The sequence below is a fragment of the Paenibacillus sp. FSL K6-2862 genome (assembly GCF_038005125.1).
Classification (GTDB): Bacteria; Bacillota; Bacilli; order Paenibacillales; family Paenibacillaceae; genus Paenibacillus; species Paenibacillus illinoisensis_A.
Genome location: NZ_JBBOSN010000002.1, coordinates 118,110 through 143,221, shown reverse-complemented (window position 1 = coordinate 143,221; position 25,112 = coordinate 118,110). Strand labels below are relative to the sequence as shown.

Annotated in this window: 19 protein-coding genes; 1 reads left to right on the top strand and 18 read right to left on the bottom strand. The window is 41.1% G+C overall.

What is annotated here, in order from left to right:
• Positions 1 to 66 precede the first annotated feature (66 nt).
• The 4 genes from MHB82_RS30520 to MHB82_RS30505 all read right to left on the bottom strand — a co-directional run bounded on the left by MHB82_RS30520 (position 67) and on the right by MHB82_RS30505 (position 3,888).
• A complete protein-coding gene (locus MHB82_RS30520; RefSeq protein ID WP_341176850.1) occupies positions 67 to 426 on the bottom strand; it encodes a hypothetical protein in 360 nt (119 codons plus the stop codon).
• Between the two features lie 127 nt (positions 427 to 553).
• Positions 554 to 1,366: an Rpn family recombination-promoting nuclease/putative transposase gene (locus MHB82_RS30515; protein WP_183524423.1), complete on the bottom strand. Its 813-nt coding sequence runs from the start codon at positions 1,364 to 1,366 to the stop codon at positions 554 to 556.
• An 83-nt stretch (positions 1,367 to 1,449) separates the two neighbouring features.
• On the bottom strand, positions 1,450 to 2,409 hold the full coding sequence (locus tag MHB82_RS30510) for a tyrosine-type recombinase/integrase (RefSeq protein WP_341176849.1): 960 nt from the start codon (positions 2,407 to 2,409) through the stop codon (positions 1,450 to 1,452).
• Between the two features lie 720 nt (positions 2,410 to 3,129).
• Complete coding sequence (locus MHB82_RS30505) at positions 3,130 to 3,888, bottom strand: LytR/AlgR family response regulator transcription factor (protein WP_341176848.1); 759 nt, start codon at positions 3,886 to 3,888, stop codon at positions 3,130 to 3,132.
• 187 nt (positions 3,889 to 4,075) lie between these two features.
• Here MHB82_RS30505 and MHB82_RS30500 point away from each other — a divergent pair, with 187 nt between their 5' ends.
• A complete protein-coding gene (locus MHB82_RS30500; protein WP_341176847.1) occupies positions 4,076 to 4,309 on the top strand; it encodes a type II toxin-antitoxin system HicB family antitoxin in 234 nt (77 codons plus the stop codon).
• A gap of 883 nt (positions 4,310 to 5,192) precedes the next feature.
• Here MHB82_RS30500 and MHB82_RS30495 read toward each other — a convergent pair.
• The 14 genes from MHB82_RS30495 to MHB82_RS30430 all read right to left on the bottom strand — a co-directional run bounded on the left by MHB82_RS30495 (position 5,193) and on the right by MHB82_RS30430 (position 25,110).
• Positions 5,193 to 5,702 carry a DUF3841 domain-containing protein gene (locus MHB82_RS30495; protein ID WP_341176846.1) on the bottom strand — a complete coding sequence of 170 codons (510 nt, stop codon included), beginning with the start codon at positions 5,700 to 5,702 and terminating at the stop codon, positions 5,193 to 5,195.
• Between the two features lie 1,239 nt (positions 5,703 to 6,941).
• Entirely contained in the window at positions 6,942 to 8,906 is a 1,965-nt protein-coding gene (locus MHB82_RS30490; protein ID WP_341176845.1) for a translation factor GTPase family protein, read from the bottom strand.
• A 1,211-nt stretch (positions 8,907 to 10,117) separates the two neighbouring features.
• Positions 10,118 to 10,987, bottom strand: a complete 870-nt coding sequence (locus tag MHB82_RS30485; protein ID WP_341176844.1) for an aldo/keto reductase — start codon at positions 10,985 to 10,987, stop codon at positions 10,118 to 10,120.
• A gap of 304 nt (positions 10,988 to 11,291) precedes the next feature.
• A complete protein-coding gene (locus tag MHB82_RS30480) occupies positions 11,292 to 11,729 on the bottom strand; it encodes a hypothetical protein (protein WP_341176843.1) in 438 nt (145 codons plus the stop codon).
• Positions 11,730 to 12,752: 1,023 nt separating this feature from the next.
• Positions 12,753 to 16,070: a DUF5704 domain-containing protein gene (locus MHB82_RS30475; RefSeq protein ID WP_341176842.1), complete on the bottom strand. Its 3,318-nt coding sequence runs from the start codon at positions 16,068 to 16,070 to the stop codon at positions 12,753 to 12,755.
• A gap of 13 nt (positions 16,071 to 16,083) precedes the next feature.
• Positions 16,084 to 17,034, bottom strand: a complete 951-nt coding sequence (locus tag MHB82_RS30470) for a copper amine oxidase N-terminal domain-containing protein (protein WP_341176841.1) — start codon at positions 17,032 to 17,034, stop codon at positions 16,084 to 16,086.
• Positions 17,035 to 17,096: 62 nt separating this feature from the next.
• Positions 17,097 to 17,333 carry a hypothetical protein gene (locus MHB82_RS30465; RefSeq protein WP_341176840.1) on the bottom strand — a complete coding sequence of 79 codons (237 nt, stop codon included), beginning with the start codon at positions 17,331 to 17,333 and terminating at the stop codon, positions 17,097 to 17,099.
• A gap of 531 nt (positions 17,334 to 17,864) precedes the next feature.
• A complete protein-coding gene (locus MHB82_RS30460; RefSeq protein WP_341176839.1) occupies positions 17,865 to 18,851 on the bottom strand; it encodes a hypothetical protein in 987 nt (328 codons plus the stop codon).
• Entirely contained in the window at positions 18,838 to 19,395 is a 558-nt protein-coding gene (locus MHB82_RS30455; protein WP_341176838.1) for a hypothetical protein, read from the bottom strand. Before MHB82_RS30455 ends, MHB82_RS30460 begins: the two co-directional genes overlap by 14 nt.
• 14 nt (positions 19,396 to 19,409) lie before the next feature.
• A complete protein-coding gene (locus tag MHB82_RS30450) occupies positions 19,410 to 19,787 on the bottom strand; it encodes a hypothetical protein (protein ID WP_341176837.1) in 378 nt (125 codons plus the stop codon).
• 65 nt (positions 19,788 to 19,852) lie between these two features.
• Entirely contained in the window at positions 19,853 to 20,314 is a 462-nt protein-coding gene (locus MHB82_RS30445) for an ABC transporter permease (protein ID WP_341176836.1), read from the bottom strand.
• 19 nt (positions 20,315 to 20,333) lie between these two features.
• On the bottom strand, positions 20,334 to 22,406 hold the full coding sequence (locus MHB82_RS30440; RefSeq protein WP_341176835.1) for a hypothetical protein: 2,073 nt from the start codon (positions 22,404 to 22,406) through the stop codon (positions 20,334 to 20,336).
• Between the two features lie 3 nt (positions 22,407 to 22,409).
• Positions 22,410 to 24,266, bottom strand: coding sequence for an ATPase, T2SS/T4P/T4SS family (locus tag MHB82_RS30435; protein ID WP_341176834.1), 1,857 nt, complete (start codon positions 24,264 to 24,266; stop codon positions 22,410 to 22,412).
• Between the two features lie 4 nt (positions 24,267 to 24,270).
• Positions 24,271 to 25,110: a hypothetical protein gene (locus MHB82_RS30430; RefSeq protein WP_341176833.1), complete on the bottom strand. Its 840-nt coding sequence runs from the start codon at positions 25,108 to 25,110 to the stop codon at positions 24,271 to 24,273.
• Positions 25,111 to 25,112 lie beyond the last annotated feature (2 nt).

The following is a 25,112-nucleotide window of genomic DNA, read 5'->3' as shown; positions in this document are numbered from 1 at the left end:
AAAGTCGTTGGGCTATCGTTCCCCCTCAGCGAAATCCCGCAATAACCATTTTTCTAAACCATGTATTTACTGGAGAAAAGGATTGTCTTGTGACGGCGTTAACCCGATAAACTCCTCATCTACAGGTTTTAAACTAATTAGCTCTTCTCCAAACTGCTTGTTAAGCTCTTTGACTTCACTGTCCATTAGTTCTGCCTGCACAACAATTTTTCCAATATCAGATTCGTAATATATTCTTTGTTTTTTCCCTGATACATTGTGATCAACATGGTCTGCTACCGATTTCAATAATGCCTGCAACTCACTTGAAGAGTATTCGGATAATTTGGCATCTTTTACTGAGGTATTTACGCCCAGAAAACTACACCCCATAACCAAAGAAACGTACACAAAAACTAAACACAAAACAAAAAAATATTTACGCATCATAACCCCCTATAACACTAATTATAATATCATCTAACTAGTAGTCTAAAAAGACTTAGTATATGTATGTATCTTTCCGCTTCAGAAAACAAAAAGCCGCTAATTTAGCGACTTATACAAAAAGGGTTTATCTTTTCAATTGAATGATCTCCTGTTCAGTGAGCCCAGTTGCCTTTGCGATCGTAGATATATCCAAATTCAAATCCAACATATTTTTGGCCACTTCAGTGATACCCGCTTTTCGAGCTCCTTCGAGCATTGATGCTTCATCATGCAAATATTTCTGACGCGCTTCATACAAGCGACGGGCTTCGGAATCCTGGCTCAAAAATTGCAAGGTATCCATAGCCTTCTCTAATCCTGGTTCATTCATCTTCAGCACCTCCCAATGTGTAGTATCCACACCCTTCAGAAACAACAACCAGTTCTCAAGACCACCTTGTGATGGAATAACGTCATCTAACTTAGGTAATTCCAGAAAATGAATCTCGATATCATCAATTAGGGTTAAACCTGTCCGGTCTTCTCTAAGATGAAAAGTACTATGGTAATCATCATTGGCTAAAAAGGCATAGTTCAGGATATTAATTGTGACGCATTTTTTCAACTCCTGGTACTTCTCTCCCTCATGAAGTTGACTGGAATAGCGTTTACTCCAATAAAATAACGTTCTCTTCTCAATATCGTACTTATTAAAGAGCTGCATTTCAATATCAATCAGTTTTCCCTCTGAGGTTTTAGCATAAACATCAAAGATGGATTGCTTATCGAGCGGGTCATCTTTGTCCGTGTAAGGATTCATGAGGATGATCTCTGTAAGTGGTGGATCTCCCGCTTCAGTAAGGACTCGGTTCAGAAATGCCAGTAATACATCTTTATTATTTTCACTGCCAAAGATACGTTTGAAGACAAAATCTACTCTGGGATCAAGCAATTCCATAACAGCAACTCCATTCTATATACACTTCCATTATACCAAAAATCAAAGCGTTCAAAGCAAATTTCATGCAGGCACCAACCTATTTATACCTGGCCAGCATAAGGGTTGTATTCACCAATTGCGTTCAAGGGAACATTTACGGTTGCCATAGCTTTTTTCTTTTGTTCATCATTAACGTGCGTATAAATCATAGTTGTTTCAATCGAAGAATGCCCCATCAGTTCCTTCACAACGCGTATATCTACATCATTTTTCAGTAACATGGTAGCAAAAGAGTGCCTTAATTTGTGGCATGAAAGTTTCATATCACTAACATTCGGATTGCCTTTCTTAAATGCTTCAAATGTGAGATTGACGATTTTCTGTATCTGTCTAATGGATAGTCTGCGTCCTTTCTGAGATACAAAGAACGCTTCTTCCTGAAGTCTGTAAGGGGAGATCCTCTCCTTTTCTACCTCCAGTAGATAATTCAGTAATACGTCTGGTACAGGTATCTCATTCCACTTTCGACCTTTCCCAAACACTTCAATCGTTCCTCTAGTTTTTTTCAGATCCTTTACATTCAACCTGTGAACTTCCCCTACTCGCAATCCACAATAGGCCATAAGTAAAAATATCGCAATGTTCCTGTTTTTATAGCGTCCCTCAATATATTTGAGGCTCTCAGATAGATCCTCTTCCTCCAGATAGATCGGTTTCTTATTTTTTTCAGTTTTAGACTTTTTCACTTCAGCAGCCGGATTTTTTGATGCTAATTCAAAATCAATCAGAGCCATATAGAATGTTCGAATGGCAGAAAGAGATCTATTACGTGTTTTATCACCAGCAGAACCCTGCTTGTCACTTAGAAATTCCATGATGTGCAATTTCCCTGCATCTTGGGGTAACGATCCATTTAAAGAGTTTAAAAAGATCAGGGTTTCTCTCATATACTCTTTCTGAGTTGATGCTGTATATCCGGATTGTTTTAGATAAATTCGAAAAGCCCGGATTTGTTGGCTATACAAATCCTCGAGTTCATATCGGTTACGCAATTCGCTCACTCCGGTCTCTATTAATACTACTATTGATAAGAAAATTCGTTAATCATTTTTTCAAAACAAGTATATCCATTTAATATGATTAATTGAAATAAACGGTTATTTTCAAGAAGGAAGTTCGTCTATAATGAGTCTACTTCATACCTTAAAATCTATTAAAAATAAAAGTGCGTCAAATTCATGTTTGGCGCTATTATTATAGCACATATGTTCCTCAAGTAGAGAACATTTGCGCATATACTATTTATTCGAAAAGGGATTCCTTATTTATCCATCCTGGCCAAAAAAATATTTTTATTTTTCTCATGGGAATAGTATGAATAAGTAGGGGGAGATTTATGTTTACATAATATATAATATGTTAATCATCTTAAGAATTTAAGTAAACACGTATAAAAAGCAAAAGAACCACCCTTTGGCCTGAGGACCGGGTAGTTCTCTTGCTAGCAACTTCTACAGCACCATTATACTCAAGATCATTAAGTTTTATGCTTCATATTACAGTCTCTAATTAGAATTATTTTACCTAATGACAGGCTGTTTGCTTCTATTCATTAACCACCATAACAAATTCGAGAAATACACTTATGCCGATTGATACAATTTTTCAGCCTAAACGTACTTTTGCCTACACCATAGGTAGGCTTGCTTCAAATTTTTCACTCGTTTAATTACTGTTATATTCAATGCAACGCCTTCCTCTTTATAAATTCAAGAGGGTAGTTAACGATTATAGTTCGCAAACGCTTCTTCAAACATTCTCCTGTTCCGACGCGGTAGATCGATCTCGATGTTATTGTGTAACTGTATGATATAATTCCCAAGCGACATTTCGCTAGCATATACTTGTTTTACATATTTCATATTGATAATGTTCGATTGATTAGGCATGATCAAACTATTTGAACACTGACTCAAGATATTTTTAAGTGAACTGCTAGTTGTAATTTCGTTTTCATTACCGTCAATAAAGACGATTGTCCTGTGAGCACCTTTTAGCTTGTGAGCGTAAATCAAGTTGAGCTCATTCACATAAAAAGTCTTATAATTTGATCTTAGGTGTATAATTCGTCCAGGAGAGCCATTAGCAATTCTTAAATCCCTTTCCATTGCTATTCTAACCTTATGTATAGCTTTAGACATCTGATTAAGCTTTAGTGGTTTACTAAGAAAATATAGACAGTCCAATTGAAGTCCTGCAAGCATTAACTCCGCATTTAGCTTATCTGCAAATATAATAAGATACGGCATTGTTATCCCATAATCCATAAGTTTTTCGAAAGCCGTTAATCCCGGTGTCCCATTTAGATCATTTTTTAGGAAAACCACGTCTGGCTTGTAAAAGACACACTCGTCGATTAGCCATTCGCCTGAAGCAACAGAGCACAAGATAGTTATTCCTAACCCTTTAGCATATTTCTCCATTTTTTCTCTGTCATTGATGTTATCTTCAGCTATAATAGCAGTTAAATTCTTTTTCACAAAATTATTCCTCCCAAATCCCTTTATTCCCCATTGTTATTCGACATATTTTTCTCCATTTAAGTTCAACAATCGTCCATTTAAGCCATACCAATCTCATTCCCTTCCTATAAGGTATAATCGTACTAAGAGTAGTTCATTTTAACTAGAAAGAGAAATTCATACACTATTCACGGAGGGACTATATATGAAAAACATGAAGTTTATTATTTTGGTTGAGGAGGACTATTCATCTAATAATGTCAGTGCATACGCTCCAGAGTTTCGTTTGAGCGTCGTTGGGGATACTGAAACTGAAGCCCTTGAATGTATTAAGGAACTTATCAAGTTAGAATTTCAAAAGTCAAAGAACGTCAAGAGGTTCTCTTCTAAATTTGTTTCTTTACAAATAGATTCTCCCCTTCCATTAACAGCAGTCTAAATGAAACAGAAATATAGCCAGCTCCCAGTCATCAATAAAGTAGTAGCTGATTTTGGCATTAAAAAAAGGCAACTCTACAGAGAATGCCCATTGTACCTGTTTTAATCTATTGTTTATTACTACAGTAACAAACCTAATTTTATATTTTCATAACATCCTCTTTAATTGGAGCTCTTACGTGTCACAGAGTCTATCCTTATAGGTGGATGATGATGCTATCAATCGAAGGTTATAAATTCATTGCTGGAGTTGAACAATTATGAGGTTACAGCAATAAATAGAGCTTATGAAGCACTTAAACATATTGGTTATAACCAGTGGAATCTGGTTGTTGCGGATATCATGACGCATGAAATGTCCGATTATATGCTTGTTGTAAAGTTATACAAATTTACCTACCTTTATTGATGATGACAGCAATAATTAGGCCTGCTTTCTTACGGATACTAATGATATTCTATAAAACGTTTGAAGTGATAGAGCTATAAACCAGAGTTCGTGCATTGATTCAATTTTAACGAGCAATCGCGCATGAAAGCTGCATGGCTTTAAGCTCTGACTCTGCCTTATTTGTTATTCAACGCAACACAATTAATTCCATTGCTTCACTTAGATTATAGATTCAGAACGGTTAATTACATATTGGAAACCCTTGGTGATTACTTAAAGTAAAATTTTTATTTTAAAAAATGACGGTATCCTTCATGCTACCTAGGCCATCTGTAAAACAATATAAAAGAAGGAGCGAGCAATAACTATATGCCCTCCTTCTTCTATATTGTCCGTGATATCTCAGTCCACCCTAAAAGATAAGGAAGTATAAGTATTTTTAATTAAATGCATCCGATTACAATGACCTTAATATCAATTCAACAACTTGATCTTAAAATAATTTCGATTTTCGGGTAGTAAATTGCTCCACTCTCATCACCTTATCTAGGTCAATTCGTCCCGTTGTTCCTTGTAGCCATTCTCCATTACCCGTCCAACTAACATCAACTACTCTCTTCAAATCAAAAATCCGTTCCCAGCTCTTTTCTTTCGTCATTTTTAACACCCCTTTTTCAAACTCAGCTGCTTCATGTTCATTATCAGAGCAAAACCCAGAGTTAAGTACTATGTTCCACCTATCAAGATCGGACAACAGAACATCTTTCTCATTGATATCTATCGTCAATCTTACGCATGTAGTTCCTCCCTCAAAATGTCCCGTAGATCTCATATCGGGCTTTTTAATCCAAATCCAGATAGGGTATTCTCCTTTATAATGTGGTAGTCTAGCTTTCATTTGTTCCATCATCCATATGTATTGTTCTGGAAACAATAAATGTTCAGAGTTTCCCTCCAGGTAACCCTTTTCTTGTGCTTGTTTCCAAACCTCTAATGTCTGCATGCTCCAACAAATCATTTCTGACGTACCTCCACACATTAACCCTCGTTTGTAAGATTTTCACTTAATCGTTCCGTTTCTTTATGATGCTCTTTAGTTGAAGAAAAACAGCTAATCACAGTGATCGCTGTCATATTGACTTTACTAAACTCTCGTTCGCTTAATGACTTGTGATCGGTTCTCCGCGCTGTCTGTAACGGCAAGGTTTGAAAGAAATACCATCCAACCATCCTCGAATTAAGTTATTTCATTTCCGACCCAGCTCGTTTCAAGATCGCCTTCACAAAATCACTCTTAGCGTTTGTGTATCCCGCTCGGTCACTATAAAATCGTTGTGCAAGTCCTAACTTCAACTCACAGTACTTTTAAGCATCCTCGGGATGGCTTATTAAGTAATCTCGGACAGTATGTGACGTTTATATTCGGCGTTTACTACAGTGCATATATACAAGTGATGCCAGGGTACATTATTTGGAGGAAAAAAAGCCTCCTAGCCTGTTGCCCATTAAATCACCTTCATGAGCATAGCCAAGATTTGTAAGTCTTTGAATGGCTATATGGACATCATTTTGATTAGACACGACCACAACCATATCAACTATCGGTTTAGTTTAGGTGCTAACCCCTGGAACCGAAGTACTCCCAACGTGTTCTATTGTGACAATAAGATCATTCACAACCGGTAGCACAAAGTCTCGTAACTTTACAAATAACTGAACCTAATTGAGGTCATATGGAACAACTAGTACATTTGAAGCCATAAAAAAATCACCCTCCACTAAATTTTACGATCATTAGAAACAGACCTGTAGATCAATACCACTTCAAGTAATCTTTCAGATATATATCATATTCGTCAAGTAGTAAGAAGCCACCTTTTCGAGAGGGCATTTTCATTGTTAGGTGGGACGTAAGAATGAGCGTCGTCAAATCACAGCAGGATTTTGGTATCTTGGCGGCCAGGGCGCTCACAACGGCGTTTCTCGATCTGATCGAGAATTACTTTCTACAACTTATGGTTAATTGAAAGACGAAGATGAGAATCCGTTTCTTCCGTGCATAATCGTCTATATCGTCGTTTTCGAAGCGGGAGATAACCTTAGTGATCTCGGCAACGTCGGATCCAACCGCGAAAACACACTCTTGTCATTCGGCCCGGTGTGGGGAGCCAATCGATCGGGCCGTCCCATTATTTCAATACTCCTGATAATTTCTTGTTGATTTGTTTCCTAATAGATCATTTTAAGGTCCTAAATCAAGGTGCATCTTAGCTTCCGCCTCATCCCAAGGCACCGAGTAACCCGCCCCCTTGGCGCAAAAGATGGAGGAAGATGTATATAGTGGGTCCGCCCCTTTGCGGTAGCCTATGTGCTCTATGACTTCCTCCGTATTATGGCAGCGGTCGTAGCCGCTGAACACACAGCGGATGCTACCTCTTCCATGCGTAAAGGATGCAAATTCTGCACTGTAGTTCAAGAAAGTTGACACGGGCACTCTGCCCGTGACCACCACTTGCGTGCCAACTGTCTCCGGCGTATTAAAAATACCTGAAGCACGTTGAATATCGGATAGAACCCTACCCATTTCATCGATAGCGACTTTGATTTTGAAATCGTAATAGGGCTCCAGCAGCACGTTGTCCGCTTTCTCCAGACCCTGTCGTAGTGCCCGAAAGGAAGCCTCACGAAAATCGCCGCCATGGGTATGTTCTTTATGCGCCCGGCCCCTTAGTAAAGTGATGTTCACGTCGGTGACCGGCATGCCGGTCAGCAGTCCGTGATGCTCCCGTTCGTAGAGGTGATTCCGAATCAGATTCTGATAACTGACATTCAGATCATCGGCATGGCATCTGCTATCGAACGTGATGCCAGTGCCTCTTTCTCCCGGTTCAATCTGCAGATGCACTTCCGCATAATGTCTGAGTGGTTCGAAGTGGCCATACCCTATCACAGCCGATTTAATGGTTTCCTTATACAAGATTTCCGGTTGTCCAAAAGCGATAGTAAAGTCAAACCGCTCTCTAACAAGCTGCTCCAGCACTTCTAGTTGAATCAATCCCATGACGCGGATAGAAATCTCCTGCAATTTCTCATCCCAAACGACGTTCAGAGACGGCTCCTCAGCCTCCAGTGTGCGGAAAGCACCGAGCACCTTCTGTACATGTATCGAATTGTCGAATAATACCCTCGATTGTAATGTCGGCTCCGAATCGTAAGCTAACTTGTCTGTTATCGACCCAAGGCCTTGTCCGGTTTCGGCGGCGGACAATCCGGCAACTGCAAACAAATCGCCAGCTTCAACTTGTTCCACTGGCTGCGATTTAAGACCGTTAAATAAGAAGAGCCGCGTAACTTTTTCGTTATATTGAACCCCGTCACTCTCATAACTAAGCTGTTCTCTCACCTTCAACTGACCACCTAGTGCCTTAATGAACGTGAGTCTTGCTCCACCTGCATCATGCCGAATTTTATAAACCCGCCCCTGGAACAATGCCTCTTCGTCATATGTGGTTGTCGTTAGCGAATGCAGCTGATCCAGAAATTCAATAATGCCTGTGTCCTGAAGCGCAGATCCGTTAGCACAAGGAAAGAAAAGGCCCGTCGCTGTCATCCTCTGCATGGCCCCTAACCAGAAGTCAGAATCATCTTTCCCCTCCAGAAGTGCTTCCAGCGAAGCTTCGTCCCGCTCTGCCATGGTTTCACGAAGCGATTCGTCGATTATGCCGTCAGCGAAGCCCTGTGTAATGCAACATACGTCACCTGTCAACTGCTGACGGATATCCTCCTCGGTTCTGCCTGCATCCGCTCCGATCCGATCCGTCTTGTTGATGAAGAAAAACGTTGGCACCTGATGCTTGCGCAGCAGCTGCCAGACTGTCTCCGTATGGCCCTGCACACCTTCAACTGCGCTTACAATCAGTATGGCATAATCAATGACCTGAATTGCCCGCTCCATCTCCGGGGAGAAATCGACGTGTCCTGGCGTGTCTATTAAATAGTAGCTATCTCCTTTATATTCTAGTACCGCCTGATCTGCAAACACGGTAATGCCCCTTGCCCGCTCGATGTCATGGCTGTCCAGAAATGCATCCTGATGATCCACCCGCCCTCGCGACCGGATACTGTTCGTATGATACAGCAGCTGTTCCGCAAAAGTTGTTTTACCTGCATCCACGTGGGCGAACAGGCCAATAGTTAGTCGCTTCATCGAATCCCACTTTCAACAATTCTTGTTTTTACTGTTCTTTTTATTAAAGCATAGAAATCGGGAGATTGGATAGGAGTTGATATAGAGAAGTAGATATTCTCCGTGGAATTGAGCATAGATTGTGTGGTCAATGATTTTACATGCTCTAACATACCTTTGTATACAGTCAGTCTACTCATTATCAAGCAACTGACATGTTTAAGTATGATTAAAACGGGAAGATACTTGGACGACTTGCTTTAGGACAAGGCAGTGAGTTTCACTAAAACACCTTTTAAGTAAAGCGGCCAGTCGTCGATTATCAAATAACGACTGGTTATTTAGTTTCTTAGAATACAAATTTAGTTACAGTAGTGGGCTTGCACAACCAACGCTCCTTATGTACTCTAGCGTCCTTTATTTCGAAATGTCGAGAAGTATACATGATCTATATTTCATTACCTGCCCGTTAGCTTAAAGAAAAGCAGCCGATCACATTGATCAGCTGCTAGCTTGATTATTCAATTAACGTTTCCCGTTAGTTCAATAATATAATCTTTAAATCTATATCCAGTCATTAACATAAAAAACTATCCCTATGATAGCTCCAATTGTAGCAGCAGTTAACACTATAAAGGCTGTTATTTCTTTTGAATCTTTCCTTTTCATCAATGAAGTTCCTCCTGTAATCATCTATTTTTCAGTTATTATAATACTAATTTACGAATACTCGTCCCATTAGTTACAAAATATATCCATGCCGTTTACTTAAAGAAAAAAGAAGCAGTTGCCAATCGGCAAACTGCTACTTGCTGTTTCAGTCTAGTCCATTTAAAAATTTCTATTCCAAAATAACAAAGTTCGAAATAATAAAATACAGCACTAAAATGATTACAGAAAACACTACAACATTAAAGATTAGCACATTAACTGATCTTCGATTCTTGTAATAAACAACTGCTATAAAACTTGAAATTAGTGATAATATTGAAAATGCAATGCTAAGTACAGTAAATAAAAACATCGTCAAGAATGAAATTATCCCCAGAATATATGAGATCCGAATTATGCCCAAATTCATTTCCCTTTGATCTTTCATGGTACCTCACACCTAACCTCGAATATATCCTTATGCTACCATGTTTAGATCTAACCTGCCCGTTAGTTGAACAAAAGCAGCTGATCAATGCGATCAGCTGCTTCCTTGATTTTATTGAGCTATTGTTTCTACGTTAGCGTAATCCTTTATTAAACAATGGGAAGTAACTCTCAATTTGGTCAATATCATCTTTTTCTAGTTCCCATCCTAAGGCATTTAGATTATCAACGATGTGTTCCTTGTTCGCAGCTTTAGGGATTGTAACTAATCCTTGCTGTCTTAAAGCCCAATTTAATGCAACTTGGTATGCTGTTTTACCGTATTTGCGCCCAATACTGTTCAGTATATTCCTTTCAATTGAGCCTTCTTCAGGAAAACCTTTCATACCAAATGTATGTATATGAGGAGCAAATCCAAATGGTGAATATCCCATAATTGTGATCCCATTCTCTTCTGCATAGGGTAGAATCTGATTCTCTATGCTCCTATCGTTTAAATGGTACGGTACTTGATTACAAATTAAAGGAACGCTTCCTAAATGGTATTGAGCTTCTTTCATTAAATCAATGTTAAAGTTACTCACCCCAATATATTTGACTAGTCCCTTTTTGACTAATTCAACCATAGCCCCCATGGTCTCTGAAACATCATGTTGTTGACTAGGCCAATGTTGTAAATACAAATCAATGTGGCTTGTTTTTAAGCGTTCTAAACTTCCCTCTGCCGCTCTAAGGACGCCTTTGTAAGAACAATTTTTTGCAGAAACTTTAGTCACAAGAAAAACATCATTTCTTATACCACGGATGGCTTGACCAACAATTTTTTCTGCTCCTCCTTTCCCATATTCTTCAGCGGTGTCAATCAGAGTAAGCCCATTCATAATACCAAAACGCAACGCTTCTACTTCCTCTTCTTCTTTCTGCTTATCTTCACCATATTTCCAAGTTCCTTGGCCTATAGCAGGTATGCTTACTTCCGTGTTACCAAGTTTACGATATAGCATCTACAAAACCTCCTGAGAAGAATGAAAACTTATTCATATACTAACATTCTTTTTTCAAGTAAACTGCCCGTTAGCTTAATGAAAAGATAGCCGATCTGATTAACTTCTGGCTGTCCACTTTTTTATATGGTAAGTATTATAAATACCCTAAGGCATCATCTACAGTATAAATAATACAAAATAAAATTTATAGAAAACAAGTTTTCAAACCCTGTATAGGCAGGAATCCGTAATTTGTATGTATTAGAACGTAAAGTTATATCAGCTAACCTAACTAAATTAGTTTTTGGATGTCAGTTAAAATTCATACTACTGTATTCGATACTTTTAACTTATCGAAGAAAACATTTTCTTCAGTCAAATCTACTTTTTTCTTTGTTAATTCGATTTTCACAAGTTCAATTGCCATTACACGTGCTTCTTCGGTAGTATTTCCCCTTACCCCAAGTCTTAATGCAGGAATATAGGCAGTTACCTCCGCTGATCCCATTTCAATTTCGAACATAACTACTAGTTCGACGTTATAAATTTGAATAGTTTCAATCTGTGCGTCAATCTGAATACCTACACCTTGAAGGCAGCCATTCTCAATCTCAATCTCAACGAGATCCATAGCGTTTATACGAGCCTCTTCGATTGTATCCCCATGAACGCCCAGTTTTAAAAAAGGAATGTATGCTGTCACGTTCTGTTCAGCGCGATCCTCTTCAAACATAACTAACATTTCCAACTCATTCTTCATTTCATATCCCCCTTGAATGTAATTAACGCAGATGTTAGCTTAAGAAGTTGAACACGTATAAGTATCTATTGAAAATCGATATAAAAAATAAAAAAACCATCGAAACACAAAAAACACCCTATTCGGTGTCTATGTCTCCATGGCTAAATAGCACAAATATTATGTACCAGTTCACACTAGTAATTACTCCATCACTGTCTAATTGGGTGACAATGAAAATAAACTATTCGTATTAATCTATTTATACTACAATCTACATTTTTCGTCAAACAATAAGTTGATAAGCTAAATTAATTACCTGTGTGGTTAGTCGGCAAGCTATAATCGAATTCACTTTCATCTTTATTCAGAACAGAGGATGTAATTGTATCATATACCATTTGCATAACGGGTTGTGTAATATCATCCCGGAGATTAACGAAACTCAGTATTAACTCTGTATCCTGCTTTCGCGACCGTTTTAATGAATCACAGAATCCATCGATCATTGAACAGCACGTATGTATCTGTTCCATGTATTGAAAATGATCTATCTCTCCTTCATAGAATCGTTCCGTTATCATTTTTACTGTTTCTTTAGTCGAAATTTCAATCTCTTCTAAAGTGTTCATATCCCTTACTCAACCTTCTTTCTACTCTGGTATTTTATTTATAGAGTAATCAACGATCATTATTAGTAATTAGAATAATCTACAAATAGAGTCTCACTCACTATAGAACATCATGTTTGTTTTCTTGGAAGGGCTGTATACCCTTCCAAGAGTAAGATGATTAGATGCCCGAAGAGAGTGTAAATGTAAATTTAGACTTATAAATACGTCCACCTTTTCGCGATAATACCTACTAGATTGCTCCACTTCTTTGACTGGTAAGAGGAGAAAATCCACATTCGATTCCGCATTTGCCTGTGTCTGCAGCGTGAAAATCGAAAAAGAGAAAAAAAATAAGAGTAAGCTATATTTCCCAAAATATCTCATCCCGTTCTCCTTCTAGGGGTGGGGCAGGTTGACTGCCCCCAGTATTTTAGTGTGGAGCTTGCGTGCTAAAATCATCTCGGCTGGATTGGTTCGCATTATAGAACACGATGTCTCCATCACGAAGATTGAACACATTCATGAACGAATCCAGAATGTTCGGCCGATATCCTTCCAATCTCCATTGGTTCATGAGCGGTGCATTAATGTACTGTAGATGCGGATTCTGCAGGTTTCCATTCTGAATCGATTCAATATCGAAGTTGACCACGATATAACCGTCCTTCAAGAAGATTGGAGACTTGTCAGTAAGTCCACCATGGAGCCGGCCGTATTCGGCCAAGTCTGTTCCTTGTGCCACCACATAGCTGTCTGAAGGAATGCTATACTCCCCGTACCACTGCTGAATGGATGCATTTGCTCGTTCAGGAGTGACCGTTGCATTCGATGGGATCTCCTTCGGTCCGATCAGTGTTTTGAGCTGTTCCGGGAGAAGCAGCTGAGCGTATCCTCCAACAGGCGTTGACTTCTTCGTGTACTTAAGAACGTAATTTCGCATATAGAGATCTCGATCGGTGCCGGCTTGCTGGTCTGCTGTTAAGTATTGATCGTACCGCCAGTATCCTGCATTTTTGATATCTCCTTGCGGCACGCTACGTAAACGCTCGTTCAAGATGACATAACGCTCAACCTTATCTTCCGGAGATCCGATTTTTATGAATGGTTGGTCGTTGGTTTTGTAATACAGATCCACCGGAATAGGTGCACCACCATTCTTACTTACGTATGTGAATGTCGTTGTTATCCGAATTCCATCTTTAGTTCCAAACATGTTGCCCATGGTTTTGAAGTTGAATTTAAAATGATATCCTGTCTTAACAGCTACATTTTTCATTCCTGTCAATGGGTTACTGCCTGCTCGGATTGGCAGCGTATAGGGTTCGTTATTTCCTCGCGGAGCTCCATCGATGCCATTTTGGCCAACCCAGTAGCTCATCCCTGAAGAGTCCTTGCTACCGATGTATGTTCGGAAGACACGTTCCCAGTTGTAATCTGCAATGTCCGTGATATGGAAGTCATACAATCGTCCAATAACTTCAACACTCACTTGATCGACTGCTGCGTGGTTTGCGAGATTCAGGTTGGCATCCTGCTCGTAGCTGTATCCTTCTGGCGCATTTTCTGCAATGTTCCGGAAATATACCTGGTAGTCACCTTCATCGACCCAAACTGGCAGATGGAACGTGGTATCTAATTGGTACACCGGGATATCAATCCAGGTGTCTTTAGGGATCAATTGACTTTTCGACTCATTGTATACGTCGAATGGAAATCTTACCTGCTTGGTCCGGAAATATTTCGCGTAATCCCTGTTGCCATACCCCGGATACTGTGCCACATCTAAATGCTGACCAGATGTTGGGATCCGGACAATGAATGGCCTATCCAAAATCAGCGCTGACCGGCTCATATTGGGCTTGGTCTTCTGATTGTGTGGTTGATCGTCAGACACAGCCGAATAGTTAACAACTGGTGTATGCACGGTCACCGTATTTATGCCGTTAATCTCGTACTCCAATTCCTCTTCTTCCGTATTTATGCTACCTGCGGCCATGATAAACTCGATTGTTCCTGTGCTTACCTGATCTTTCTTGTTAACCTTGTTGGACGGAATGTAGTTGTACGGGCTGTACAATACATCTTTTCCAATCTCCCCTGGTGCCGGGATGTTGCCAGGCTGCGGTCCACTTTTGGCCACACGCGATTTGTTCATGATCGTCTGCCCTTTAAAGATCAGCGAGTCATTCTCAACTTGCACATCTGGAACAGCTGCTTCAGCTACGCTTTGCAAATTGTCTTCATCCATGGATGGTTCACTCGTACCACCATCTTTACTCCGAGAAGGTGCAATTACCGGGCTTGGATTGTTAGCTGGATAGAAGTTGCCTGTCGTTTCCGCCTGAAATTCCGGTGGCACGTATCCGGAAGGTTCAATTGATATTTGACTACCCGAAAAGGCATATTGCATCAATGTAGCTTTCTTGATGTTATAGACACTAAGTTCATCGATTGCCCAGTAAGAGTATGGCCGAACTACTTGGTATGTTGGACGTCTTACATCAGGTTTAGATCTCGGTACATCATAAACAGTCCTTGTACCACCGTCTGCTGTCGGAACCTCTCGCGGATCTAACCAAGTCAGCGTCCAATTCTCTTCGACAACCACCGTGTACGTGCATATTCCTGACATCTCCACGAATTTGTTCTGAACCAAGTAGTCTTTGCTAAAGACGTTACCATACAGGCTTTCTGAAGTAGGTATGCCCTTTAACACATCGAAAGGTTCGCTTCCTCGTGCATCAGCCTTAATAACTCCTGTTGCGGCCGGATCCATGTACTTGCCTTCCAAAGTACGACCAGGTTCTGGTTTCGTACAAACTAGTCCTGGACTAGGATTGTCTGGTATTGTTGTATCGCCGGTCGGTTCGTAATAAAAATTCAGATAATATATAGGAAAAGAGCCGTTGTATTTAAAGTTTCCTGGGTCTCCCCCACTTGGTCTACCGCCCGAAGGCGGCGACACAGTACTTTTCTTATATCCTGCATACGTGTAATTGCTCCCAGGATCAGTATGGACAAAGTTATAATCTTTGTTCTTTTCCAGCTTTTCTTCCCGATCAATGAAATGTTCGACTCCATTCAACCTTTGACCAGTTGTGGTCCAGTGCTGGATGATGGCCTTTCCTTCTTCGGGTTCCAGTTCAATCGTAAACAAGGTTGGGAAATAATATCGATAACCTTCTACATTTGGATGGAAAACCTGATTATTTTTATCTATTTCTTCTTGTTTTCTATCAATTGGCCAAACAGTAGCTTCCAGTTTCCCAGGATCCACATAGACAGGTATAAATGCTTCATTTGTACCCTTACCTGTCCATGTCCCTTTTTTTAATGTGTACTGAGTTGAAGCTGAGTTTTTATAATAATCCATAGGATTATTATACAGTTCACCTGTTCGGGAGGCATTAAATGTATCAACTGCATGAGTCCAACCGAAGTCAAAGTTTTCTACTTTTACATCCTTAATTTTACGATTGGAATTAAAAGTGAAAGTGTAATCGAATCCATCAACTTTATATGACTGACCTGGCTTTTTACCATCCGTCCAGGTCCCATCAGCTTTTTTCCAAACTTCAAAGTAAACCATTCCAACAAAATAGTATACATTAGGGGCATTTACAGCATCGTTGTACATTCTTGTAACACCAATTGCACTCGCTTCCCCGGGGCGGAACATAAAGACAGTAAGTATGGAAGAAAAAACTAAAATGATACTGAGTAAGGAGGTGCATATTTTCTTTGACAAGGCAATTCTCTCCTTACTTAAACGGATTAACTATCGCAACACCGTAATCATCCAGTTCTGCAGCGGAAAATAAGATATAGTCTGCTTGGCTAAATTTAAATTTTGTATAATCATATCCATCAATGTACTTTCGGTTCTGAAATTTATCGGTACTGCTTATCTCTGGATAGAAGTTCAACCCGGTTTGGTCACGATTATTTACAAATGCATTTTCTACATGGCTACGACCCTTCGAAAATTCATTTTTCACTAATAATTGGATAGTAGTTCCTCTTTGAGAACTTCTAATTTGAATGTAGTTTCCTGCAGTACGTTGAACCAATTCTAAGCTATAGATCACTTGACCATTAGCCAAACGTAATGGAAGGTCACTCTCTTTAATGACTTTAATTCCATTGAATTTCTCGTCTTTAATGTTGTTAAAAACATAATTTGACTTGCCGTAGGCTTTGAAATCGCTCAATGGTTTCACCTTAAATTCCTTATCATCTGTACTCCGGAACTCTTTGTTTCCGATCCAAACCCAACGACCGATCTTATCCCATTCTACTTTCTGTCCCAGCCCTTCACTGACCAGTCGCAAAGGAACAAATGTACGATTCTGTTTCAAGATAATTTGTGTTCCATAGTCTTTCTTTTGACCGTCAACGATCGCAGTTGTCTGTCCGATCGTCATATCTACCGTGTGATTCTTGGACTTAATACCTACCTTGGACACTTTGCCGGTTTTAGAATACGTCACCTTAGCGCCCAGGGCTTCTGAAACGAAACGGATTGGAACCATGACGCTACCTTGGCCATCTTGGAACGGCTTCGCATCCGGAAACTTCATTTTCACCGTGTTCAGCAAAACTTCGACTTGCTTGGGTGTCGTTGCAGCCTGTGCTGCAGATCCACCAAACCCTACCGCCGTGAACATCATCGCCCCTGCTACAACCGTCAACAATACTTTTTTCATCTTCATTAGAAATGTCTCCCCCAAAAATTAATAGTCCCTATTTTTATCGGTAATTCCAATACCTGCAGTTAACAACCTTCCTCGAACGATCGCAGAACGTGCATTGCTTCCTGACAGCCCATTGTCAGCTCATCAAACGCTGGGTAGGCCATCTCCGGAACCTTAGGATCATCTTCCCAACAAATCTCTTGCCCTTTAGATCCGGTACTCGTTTTGATGTAGGATTTGTTAAACTCCTTGCCGTCTACTTTCAATGTTTCAGTCCATCCTTCTTTGGTAATACGAACAATGATTTCTGCTTCCATGGGTTTCGTCCTTTCTTAGATGTGTGTGGGATCAGATATGATCAGTGGCGACCGTTATGCTTGCCGCTTACAAGTTTATCATGCCGAATAACCATTCATAACAGGCTTCGCCCGTAGTTCAACTGGAGGCTCCGCCAAGCGACGAAGACGCTGCCGGAGTAGTTGAACTTAATCGTCAAGGAGGAACGCACAGCGGCAAATCCTTGATGATTTCAAGGGCCATGATACGCTGGTCCAAGTCGCGGCAAGTGACATGACATAGAAGGTCGCAGGCTTCCGGCAGGGCCAGAAGGCAACATTGCCTTTGTTAGTTGCTTTTCGGATCTGTGCCGATTTTTTATCTTTTTTCTTTCACCTGTAGTTCCCAGGCTGACTTAATGACTTTCGAATCTTGCGTCTTGATTTTTAAAAGATTCTGTATACGTAGTATGCTTTTTGTTTTTCCTTCTCTAGTTTGATTGGCTGGATTGGATTCATATTTCATTAAATCATCAGCTCCTTCGGTTTAATCGGCACAGATCCCACTAGCAGCTATCTGGTATTGAGTCCTTTTACAGGCATGTATCCTGCAGCTGCAGCGTCCTTTTCTGATGCGAACGTCTCCTCAACTCGCATGTTCAGTGGATAATTACTGCGATAATAGTATTTCAGACCAGTACTTACATCTATCGCTCCATACACGACATTCTTCTTCACGATCCGGCCACTACCAAATGCGTAATTGTTATAGAACTGGTGCCCCACCGGCAAGCCTTGAATGAATGCCATAATCCCAATGTCATCTACACTGTTTGTCCATTCCTCATTAGTAATCAGCGGAATTTTAAAATCATAGTAACTACCGAGTCGAAGAGCAAATTGATTATGTTGATTGATGAAATAGGCCACATCTTTTTGGACCGCATTTACAATCGTTCTGCGCCGCATTTCTTCAAACTGCTTTTCATCATTCAGTAGTGCGATATCCGTAAGTCCTTCCAGCTCCTTGCGATAACCCTTCAGCCAGGTGCCTGTGCTTGCCTCATACACGGTTACATAACTATCCAAGGTGAAATTAATGCTGTTACCAGCCTGGTCGCTGTAGGCATAAGGTTTTTCCGGCTTCCATTCGTGTTTATAGACCTTGCTCCCTACGGAATCTGTATACTCCGTAAATGCGTAGATATGGAATCCGCTATAGTCGGTAACGGCTACAACCGGAACGTATGCAGCCAGCGCGCCCTGGGCTACCGGATCCTCTCCTGCACCAAAATTAAGGTTCATGGTTTTCCAAAATGTCTCGATGGTAGCTTCCTTATTCGCGTTGAAATACTTGCTGGACTGATAGGAAGCTTCATTCTCCTGATACTCATTTTGATTCAGGGCGAACGCTGCATCTTGGACAGCCGTATGTAATGCTGCAGAATACTGTGCTTCTAGCCGATTAACGAGTTTCTGATCCGAAGTTCGCATATCCAATATGAGATAAAACGGTACGACAATGAGAAGAAATATGATTGCCAGGTTAGTCGTCTTCATTGATTACCATCCCGCCGTAAGGTACAAAAATTTTGGTGTTATCACCTGTGCTTCCGGCCAGTAACATATCTTGCATATGCGTTGCCGGCGTTCGATTCTTGTTCTTAATCGTTACTGTGAAGAAATCACCAACTTCCAAATGATATCGTCTGGTTTCACTCTGATCAGGCTCCGTTGTATCCGGAAACATGACCTTGATGATGTCGTCCGTGTAGAAATTACTAAAATCGGTGATATATTTGCCTTCAAACGTGCTTGGATTTGCCGCATCCCGATATACGGGAATGTAAAGCTTGTGTTCATGCACCATTTCGATATCAAACACATTGCCGGTAGCAGCTATTTCTTCGTTAAATTGCCTATACATGGTCGGTGTCACATAGCCTTTAGTTCGTACAGCATCTACAAACCGCGTGACTGACCTTTGAACGACCATTTGCGATCGATCATCTTGTCGTTCCATGCCCTGATAGAGCGGATAAATGTACAAGAGTATGATGGCTAGAAATGATACAATGATCTTTGAAAATATGGAGCCACTCAATCATGCACTCCTCCTTATATAAAAATAATAGTTGTCACTGTTCCTTTCGCGTCTCGCACATACTGAACCTTGTACGTCTTGCGTAAATTAATCATAGAAATGTCTGCACTATCAATATCCAGGGTTTGCTGGAAAGTGACTCCCTCGACTTGGATATTCGCCCTAATGTCCTGAATGCGCTGGATGCTTTGCAGCACCTCTGCACCGCTGTACGTCTCTTCTTCGACCGAACCGAACGTGGTAAATAATCTGTGGTCGATAGTAGCAGCTTCCTGCATGGACTGTTGCGCTTGTTGCTGGATGCTGATATCTGTTGAAGCAGTTCCCAAGGAAATTAAGAAAAGCATGATCCAAGCAGCGTAATAGAGATAATCACTGACACTTTCATTCAAAGAGTATCGTTCCTTTCTTGAATTCCCCTTCTCTTTATACTGAGAAGGGAAATTCCTGAAGTTCCTTACTTCCGTTGTGTGAAGATGATGCCAACGACTACTGTGTTTGCATCTCGAACGATTTTCGGTTCAAAATAACCAGAAAGGTTGATGTAAGCGGGAGAGGTTGGATCTTCCGCTTTACTATAATCCGTAATTTTGTTTGTCGTTGAAACTGTTCCATCCTCTTGGAATGTGTTTCCGTAGAAAGAAGTGTCACCTTTACCAGTGATGACTTTGATTCCGAATTGAGGTTTAGATGAATATTGACGAATGGCATTAATGACTTCGCTGCCAGAGTTAGGCCCTCTTGAATACATGGTGTATTTTGCATCAGTCAGGTTATTGAATACACCTGTAACTTCTTCTCTACCTTCTTGACTTTTGTCCATCGCGAACATGACGAAACCGACAACAAAAGTGATTAACAGTACAGTTAAAAAGATTCCTCCGGTGACCTTTAGCCACGTTGGTACATTCTCAAGCATGGATGTGATTCTCCCTTTTCTAGAAAATTTGATTAACCGATGACATGCTCTGTAATGTCATGTAGAGCATGGGGAAAACTAAGTAGAAAAAGATCAGGATTGTCGTTGGAACAAAGCCGATGGCTTGGCCCAAGATTGCTTTTTGCGAAATCAATCGGGTAAGCTTATCCTCTTTATCCTTCGCATAATATTCTTGCTCCATTTCCAAATCAGCGAATGATTCCGCGACTGATACTTTTTCACTAGCACGGATTAAGCGCTTGACGATCCTATCAAATGATTCAAAAGGTGCTTCTTCCCGCAAAGCCTGTAATGCTTGCTCAGCACCACTTTCATAGTTCAGTACAGCTCTGCGTAAAGGTGTCTTGAAAATGACGCTAAAACGTTCCATCCATTCTAGGACGGTATCCACCGACATCCGATCGAACTGCATGAGAATTGAAATTAACGTGTGGAATTGATCCACCTCATTTTGCATCTCCATTGCCCGCATGCGCCGCTTAAATAAGAGAATCCATAGTGGTATGTAATAGGTGATCATTGCGACTCCAATAGCTATCAATAACTCCCACCATTTGAAATACTCGCTTTCCATCGATTCCATTTTCGTAAGAATTCGATCCGTTGCCTGTTTAAGCTCAGCTGCGTTCATGTTAATACCGGTCTTGGACTGAATCATCTGAACCAGGTCCTCCCTGGAATGATTCTTCAGTTCCCTGAAATTTACGTCCACCTCCTTGAAATAGTTCATTATCTCGTTGTCAACTGCTGTTCGTTGATTTGCTTTTAATAGTTCATCGCCTGATAACGTCCCCATCACGTTTTGTTGTCCAGCCGTTGGGTTCGTCTTAATTTGATGAATAGCATTGTAGTGTAAGAAAACGCACAGGATGACAACGGTGATAAAACTGGCCAAACCCACCGTCAGTCGTTGTATATAAAACCACTCTTTTGTTAGTGGCGAGTTTGATTCTTTAAGGAGCCTGGTTAGTTTGTAATGGGCTCTGGTGTGTCGCTCAGGCACAACCCGATCAACAACCGCCTTCGCCCATGGCCAGGAATAGACTTTCTTTTCCCATTGTTTTTCGGGAGAAGAACCTTTCATTTTGTCCTCATCCAGCTCGCCGACTTTTCGGATGAACATGTAACTGATAATGGATGAAGCGAAAATGAGAATTAAGATAATATATCCGATCCGACTGCTGTAAAAATCTGCGGTTATCGGAAAATAAGTTTCGGACCACTTTCGGACCGGAAAAGATAACAAAATCGGTGATAGTGCGATCATGGTCAATCCTTGCAGTTTGTAATTCAGGAGCCTTCTGCGAAGCAGATCATATCTGATTTGCTGTACGAATTTAGTAATGGTCGCCAGGTACATGGATCCTTTGGCCAGAGGCTTGTCACCATACTCCATGACCATATGGGCCACGCCGGCAAAGATTTTCAAGTACCGATTTGGTGCAACCGCATAATATTCACTCAGTTTGCGTTGTGGATCCTCCGAAGAAATGACTTCATGAATCTTTTCGGCCTGCAGCTTGATCGTATGAGGCGCAATCTGAGCTGCATCATACATGGCATCGTCCACCCGACGTGACTCTTGATATTCATGACGATTCTCTTCCAAGAAGTCCGCAAACTGCTTGAGTAATCGATCCTCCACTTTGTTTACAAATACCGTGATCAGCATGCCGTTAGCGACAATGGCTACAGCAATCGCAATCATGATCGCTATCAGATTCCAGCTCACAATGGCAATGACCGTAATACCGACAAAGATGGAGCCGAGTATCCAAAACGTAATTCGCATGGTTTCTTTTCGAATCGTGAATTCATCATACGTATTGATCAGCGATAACCTTCTGCGGATGCTGGCAAGTTGGTTCCGAAGAATAGGGATATTGGAAAACCGATCATACGATTTTTGATAAAACACCATCATTTTGGCATTTGTCCGTTTTTGAACACGGCTTGCGTGAAACATATCAACGGATTTCTTCTGATCCCTTTTGGACTTCACGAAATAGAAGATCAACGGAATAGCTGAAATAGCCGAGATGGAGAGGAGAATGATAAACAGAATTTTCATGTATTAGTTCCCTCCCCAATGTTTACTAATGAATGCATCAAAGGCGATCTGGTCTTCCGCCAACATGTTTCCTCTCATTTCATGAATTCGCTCTGGAGAGATCGGGTTAACTGCTACATAGCCCCCGTCCCTGTACTCCAGAATGTTCCTCTCTTTCCAAAGTGGTCCATGTTTTCTGCGGATACTCTCTTTCATCAGTTGTTCATAATCATTCGTGTTCTCGAAGAAAGAATCATCGTATTGGACCAACGTGATTTCGGTGATACGTTCAATGTAACGATTCCCTTTTTGGTCTCGAGTCACATGGATATCCCACTTGATGGCTTCTGCGACTTGCTCTTCAGCCAAGCGTTCATCTTGCATGATTTGCATGGCCAGAAGTGCATCCCGAAACCATTTGATCAGTTGCCTTGTGGTCACCGCGTGATGCGAGAAGATCGTGAACAAACTACCTACCTGTGTCATCTGGATCATCCAGGTAGCCACTGACTGGCTGGCTACCTCACCCAAGATACTGACATCCGTATCCGTCTTCTTATTCAAGTTAAGGGCTTCTTGACCAGGTATGGTTGGAAGCTCTCGAAACGCCATCGAATTGCGTTCAGGGTACAGCTGCCGTAAGTTAAGCTCAAAAATCAATTCCACGGTTCTCAAATTGAGAAAGGCATACATGAAGCCAATACTCGTCATCATGAGAGAGGTTTTACCAGCACCCGTTTTCCCGGTGTATGCAGTAGTCTGGGCACCTTTCATCAGATTTTTGATCATATCCCTCGCTAATTCAGCTTGACCATGAGTATCCGGAATTAGATTTTCGATCGATAGATTCGGAATATCGAACTTCCGAACCCAGAAAGCCCAACTTTCTGCGAATGGTGGCCGGACAACCACGACCCGGGATCCGTCTGCCATATCGTTTACCACAAAACCGGATGTTTCGGTTAACGGTCCCGGGCTATTGTGCTTGTAAATATTTTGGGCTACACGTTTGAGCTCAAGGTCTGTTTCAAATTCCAAAAATGAGAGATGGATCGTCTTACCTTTATAGAAAATCCAAAGTGAGTTATTTCCACGCTTGCTGCTGCGCATTTGTCCCACCAACTCAGCGACATGTTCCACGGTCGTCATCTTGCTTGGTGCCCCTGAGACCCCACCAGATAAACCATCAATGTTCATATCTCGAATCTCATCCGCAACCCCGAAACCTTTGTACAACTGGTACACTCGTTGAACGATGACATCGAGTTTATCCCTAAAGTCGAGTCCGCGGATCTCTTTACGATAAATCGCTTGGATCTCCTCTTCGGTAATCACGTAGGACTCCGATTTCCCGCCCTCGATCACATGATTAGGCTTAGCCAGGTTATACTTCTCGATCATGAAGGACAGGGCCTTATAGCCATACTTTTTTTTGAAATGACTCATAAGGATGTCGAAACGATCCTGAGAAGTTAACCGGTCAGGCTGAGAAAATGGAATTACCCAGTCGATATTTTTCTCATCGAGCCCATAATCATGTTCCAAAATGGCTTCAATGTGCTCCTTCAGATAAAGCTTGTCTCGAATTTCTCCGGAGACAGCGTTCCGCATTGCGTTTCTAAGCTCATTGACCACGGCTTGCCGGCGCTCATACTCCTCTCCGGACAAGCCCATATCCATTAAGTTGGTGTTAACGAATTCGTTAATCATGACTTTGGTATACTCAACCAGAATCGGAATGGAGTATTTTTCTGCTTGTGCCTGGACCGAATCGGCCTTGGGGCGTTTTGGCTTCTTCCACAGAAAGTAAAGGAGCAACCCGATTAATCCAGATATGATAAGAGCAATGAACAGAATATTGAAAATGATTGATGAGTCCATCTACTCATGCTCCTTTTCCTGAGATTTGCTTAACCTGGGTGTTGATCCCCGATTCGTTCAAGATGTGCAACGCTAGTTTGCGAGATTCCTCTATAAAAAATCGATTCGGATGAAACTTGGTCAGCTGCTGGTTTCTCCGGAAAAATGACTGGATTTCGCCGTCATTACTGTGATCTTTAAAGCTGGTGTTATACGGCATGGTGAATACGGGCCCTTTGTACCGGTACTTGTTGCAGATATTTTTAACTTTGAATTTTGAATCCTCATCATACTGACTGAGCAGAATCACGAAGGACTTGTTCTGAAAAGCTTCAGGCTGCTGCTCTCGCTGCAAGAAGAATCGTTCCAGCACGTTGATATTTTGAGATAAGCACACGACAATAAGATTCGATTGATTTAATGCCTCCAGGACTACCGGGCTGTTTCGACCACTATGTAAGTCGAGCAGAACCAGATCGTAATATTCGGTTGCCTTCTGATAGATGAGGTTGATCACTTCACTTGCATCGTCAAACTGCCCACGATTTGCCTTTGTTGTACCTTTCAAAATATCGAGCCGGTCTGGAACTAGAATCAGCGAATTGTTTTTCACAGACTCACGTTCGAACCTCCCTGACCGAACCGCTCTTTCAAGAGCATCCAACCCTCCACTGGTTTGAAATCCCTGTGGGTTTTGATGTTGAATCGTTTTTTGGAAAATGCGCTGAAGCGTATTATCTGACCACTGTGGTTGTGAAACTAAAGAGCGTACCTGGTATTCCATTCCGATGAGTGCAGCCGTAGCAGCTGTGCTGCTGGTTACGCCCAAACCATGCTGAATCCCCCAAAATGATATGATTGCCATGC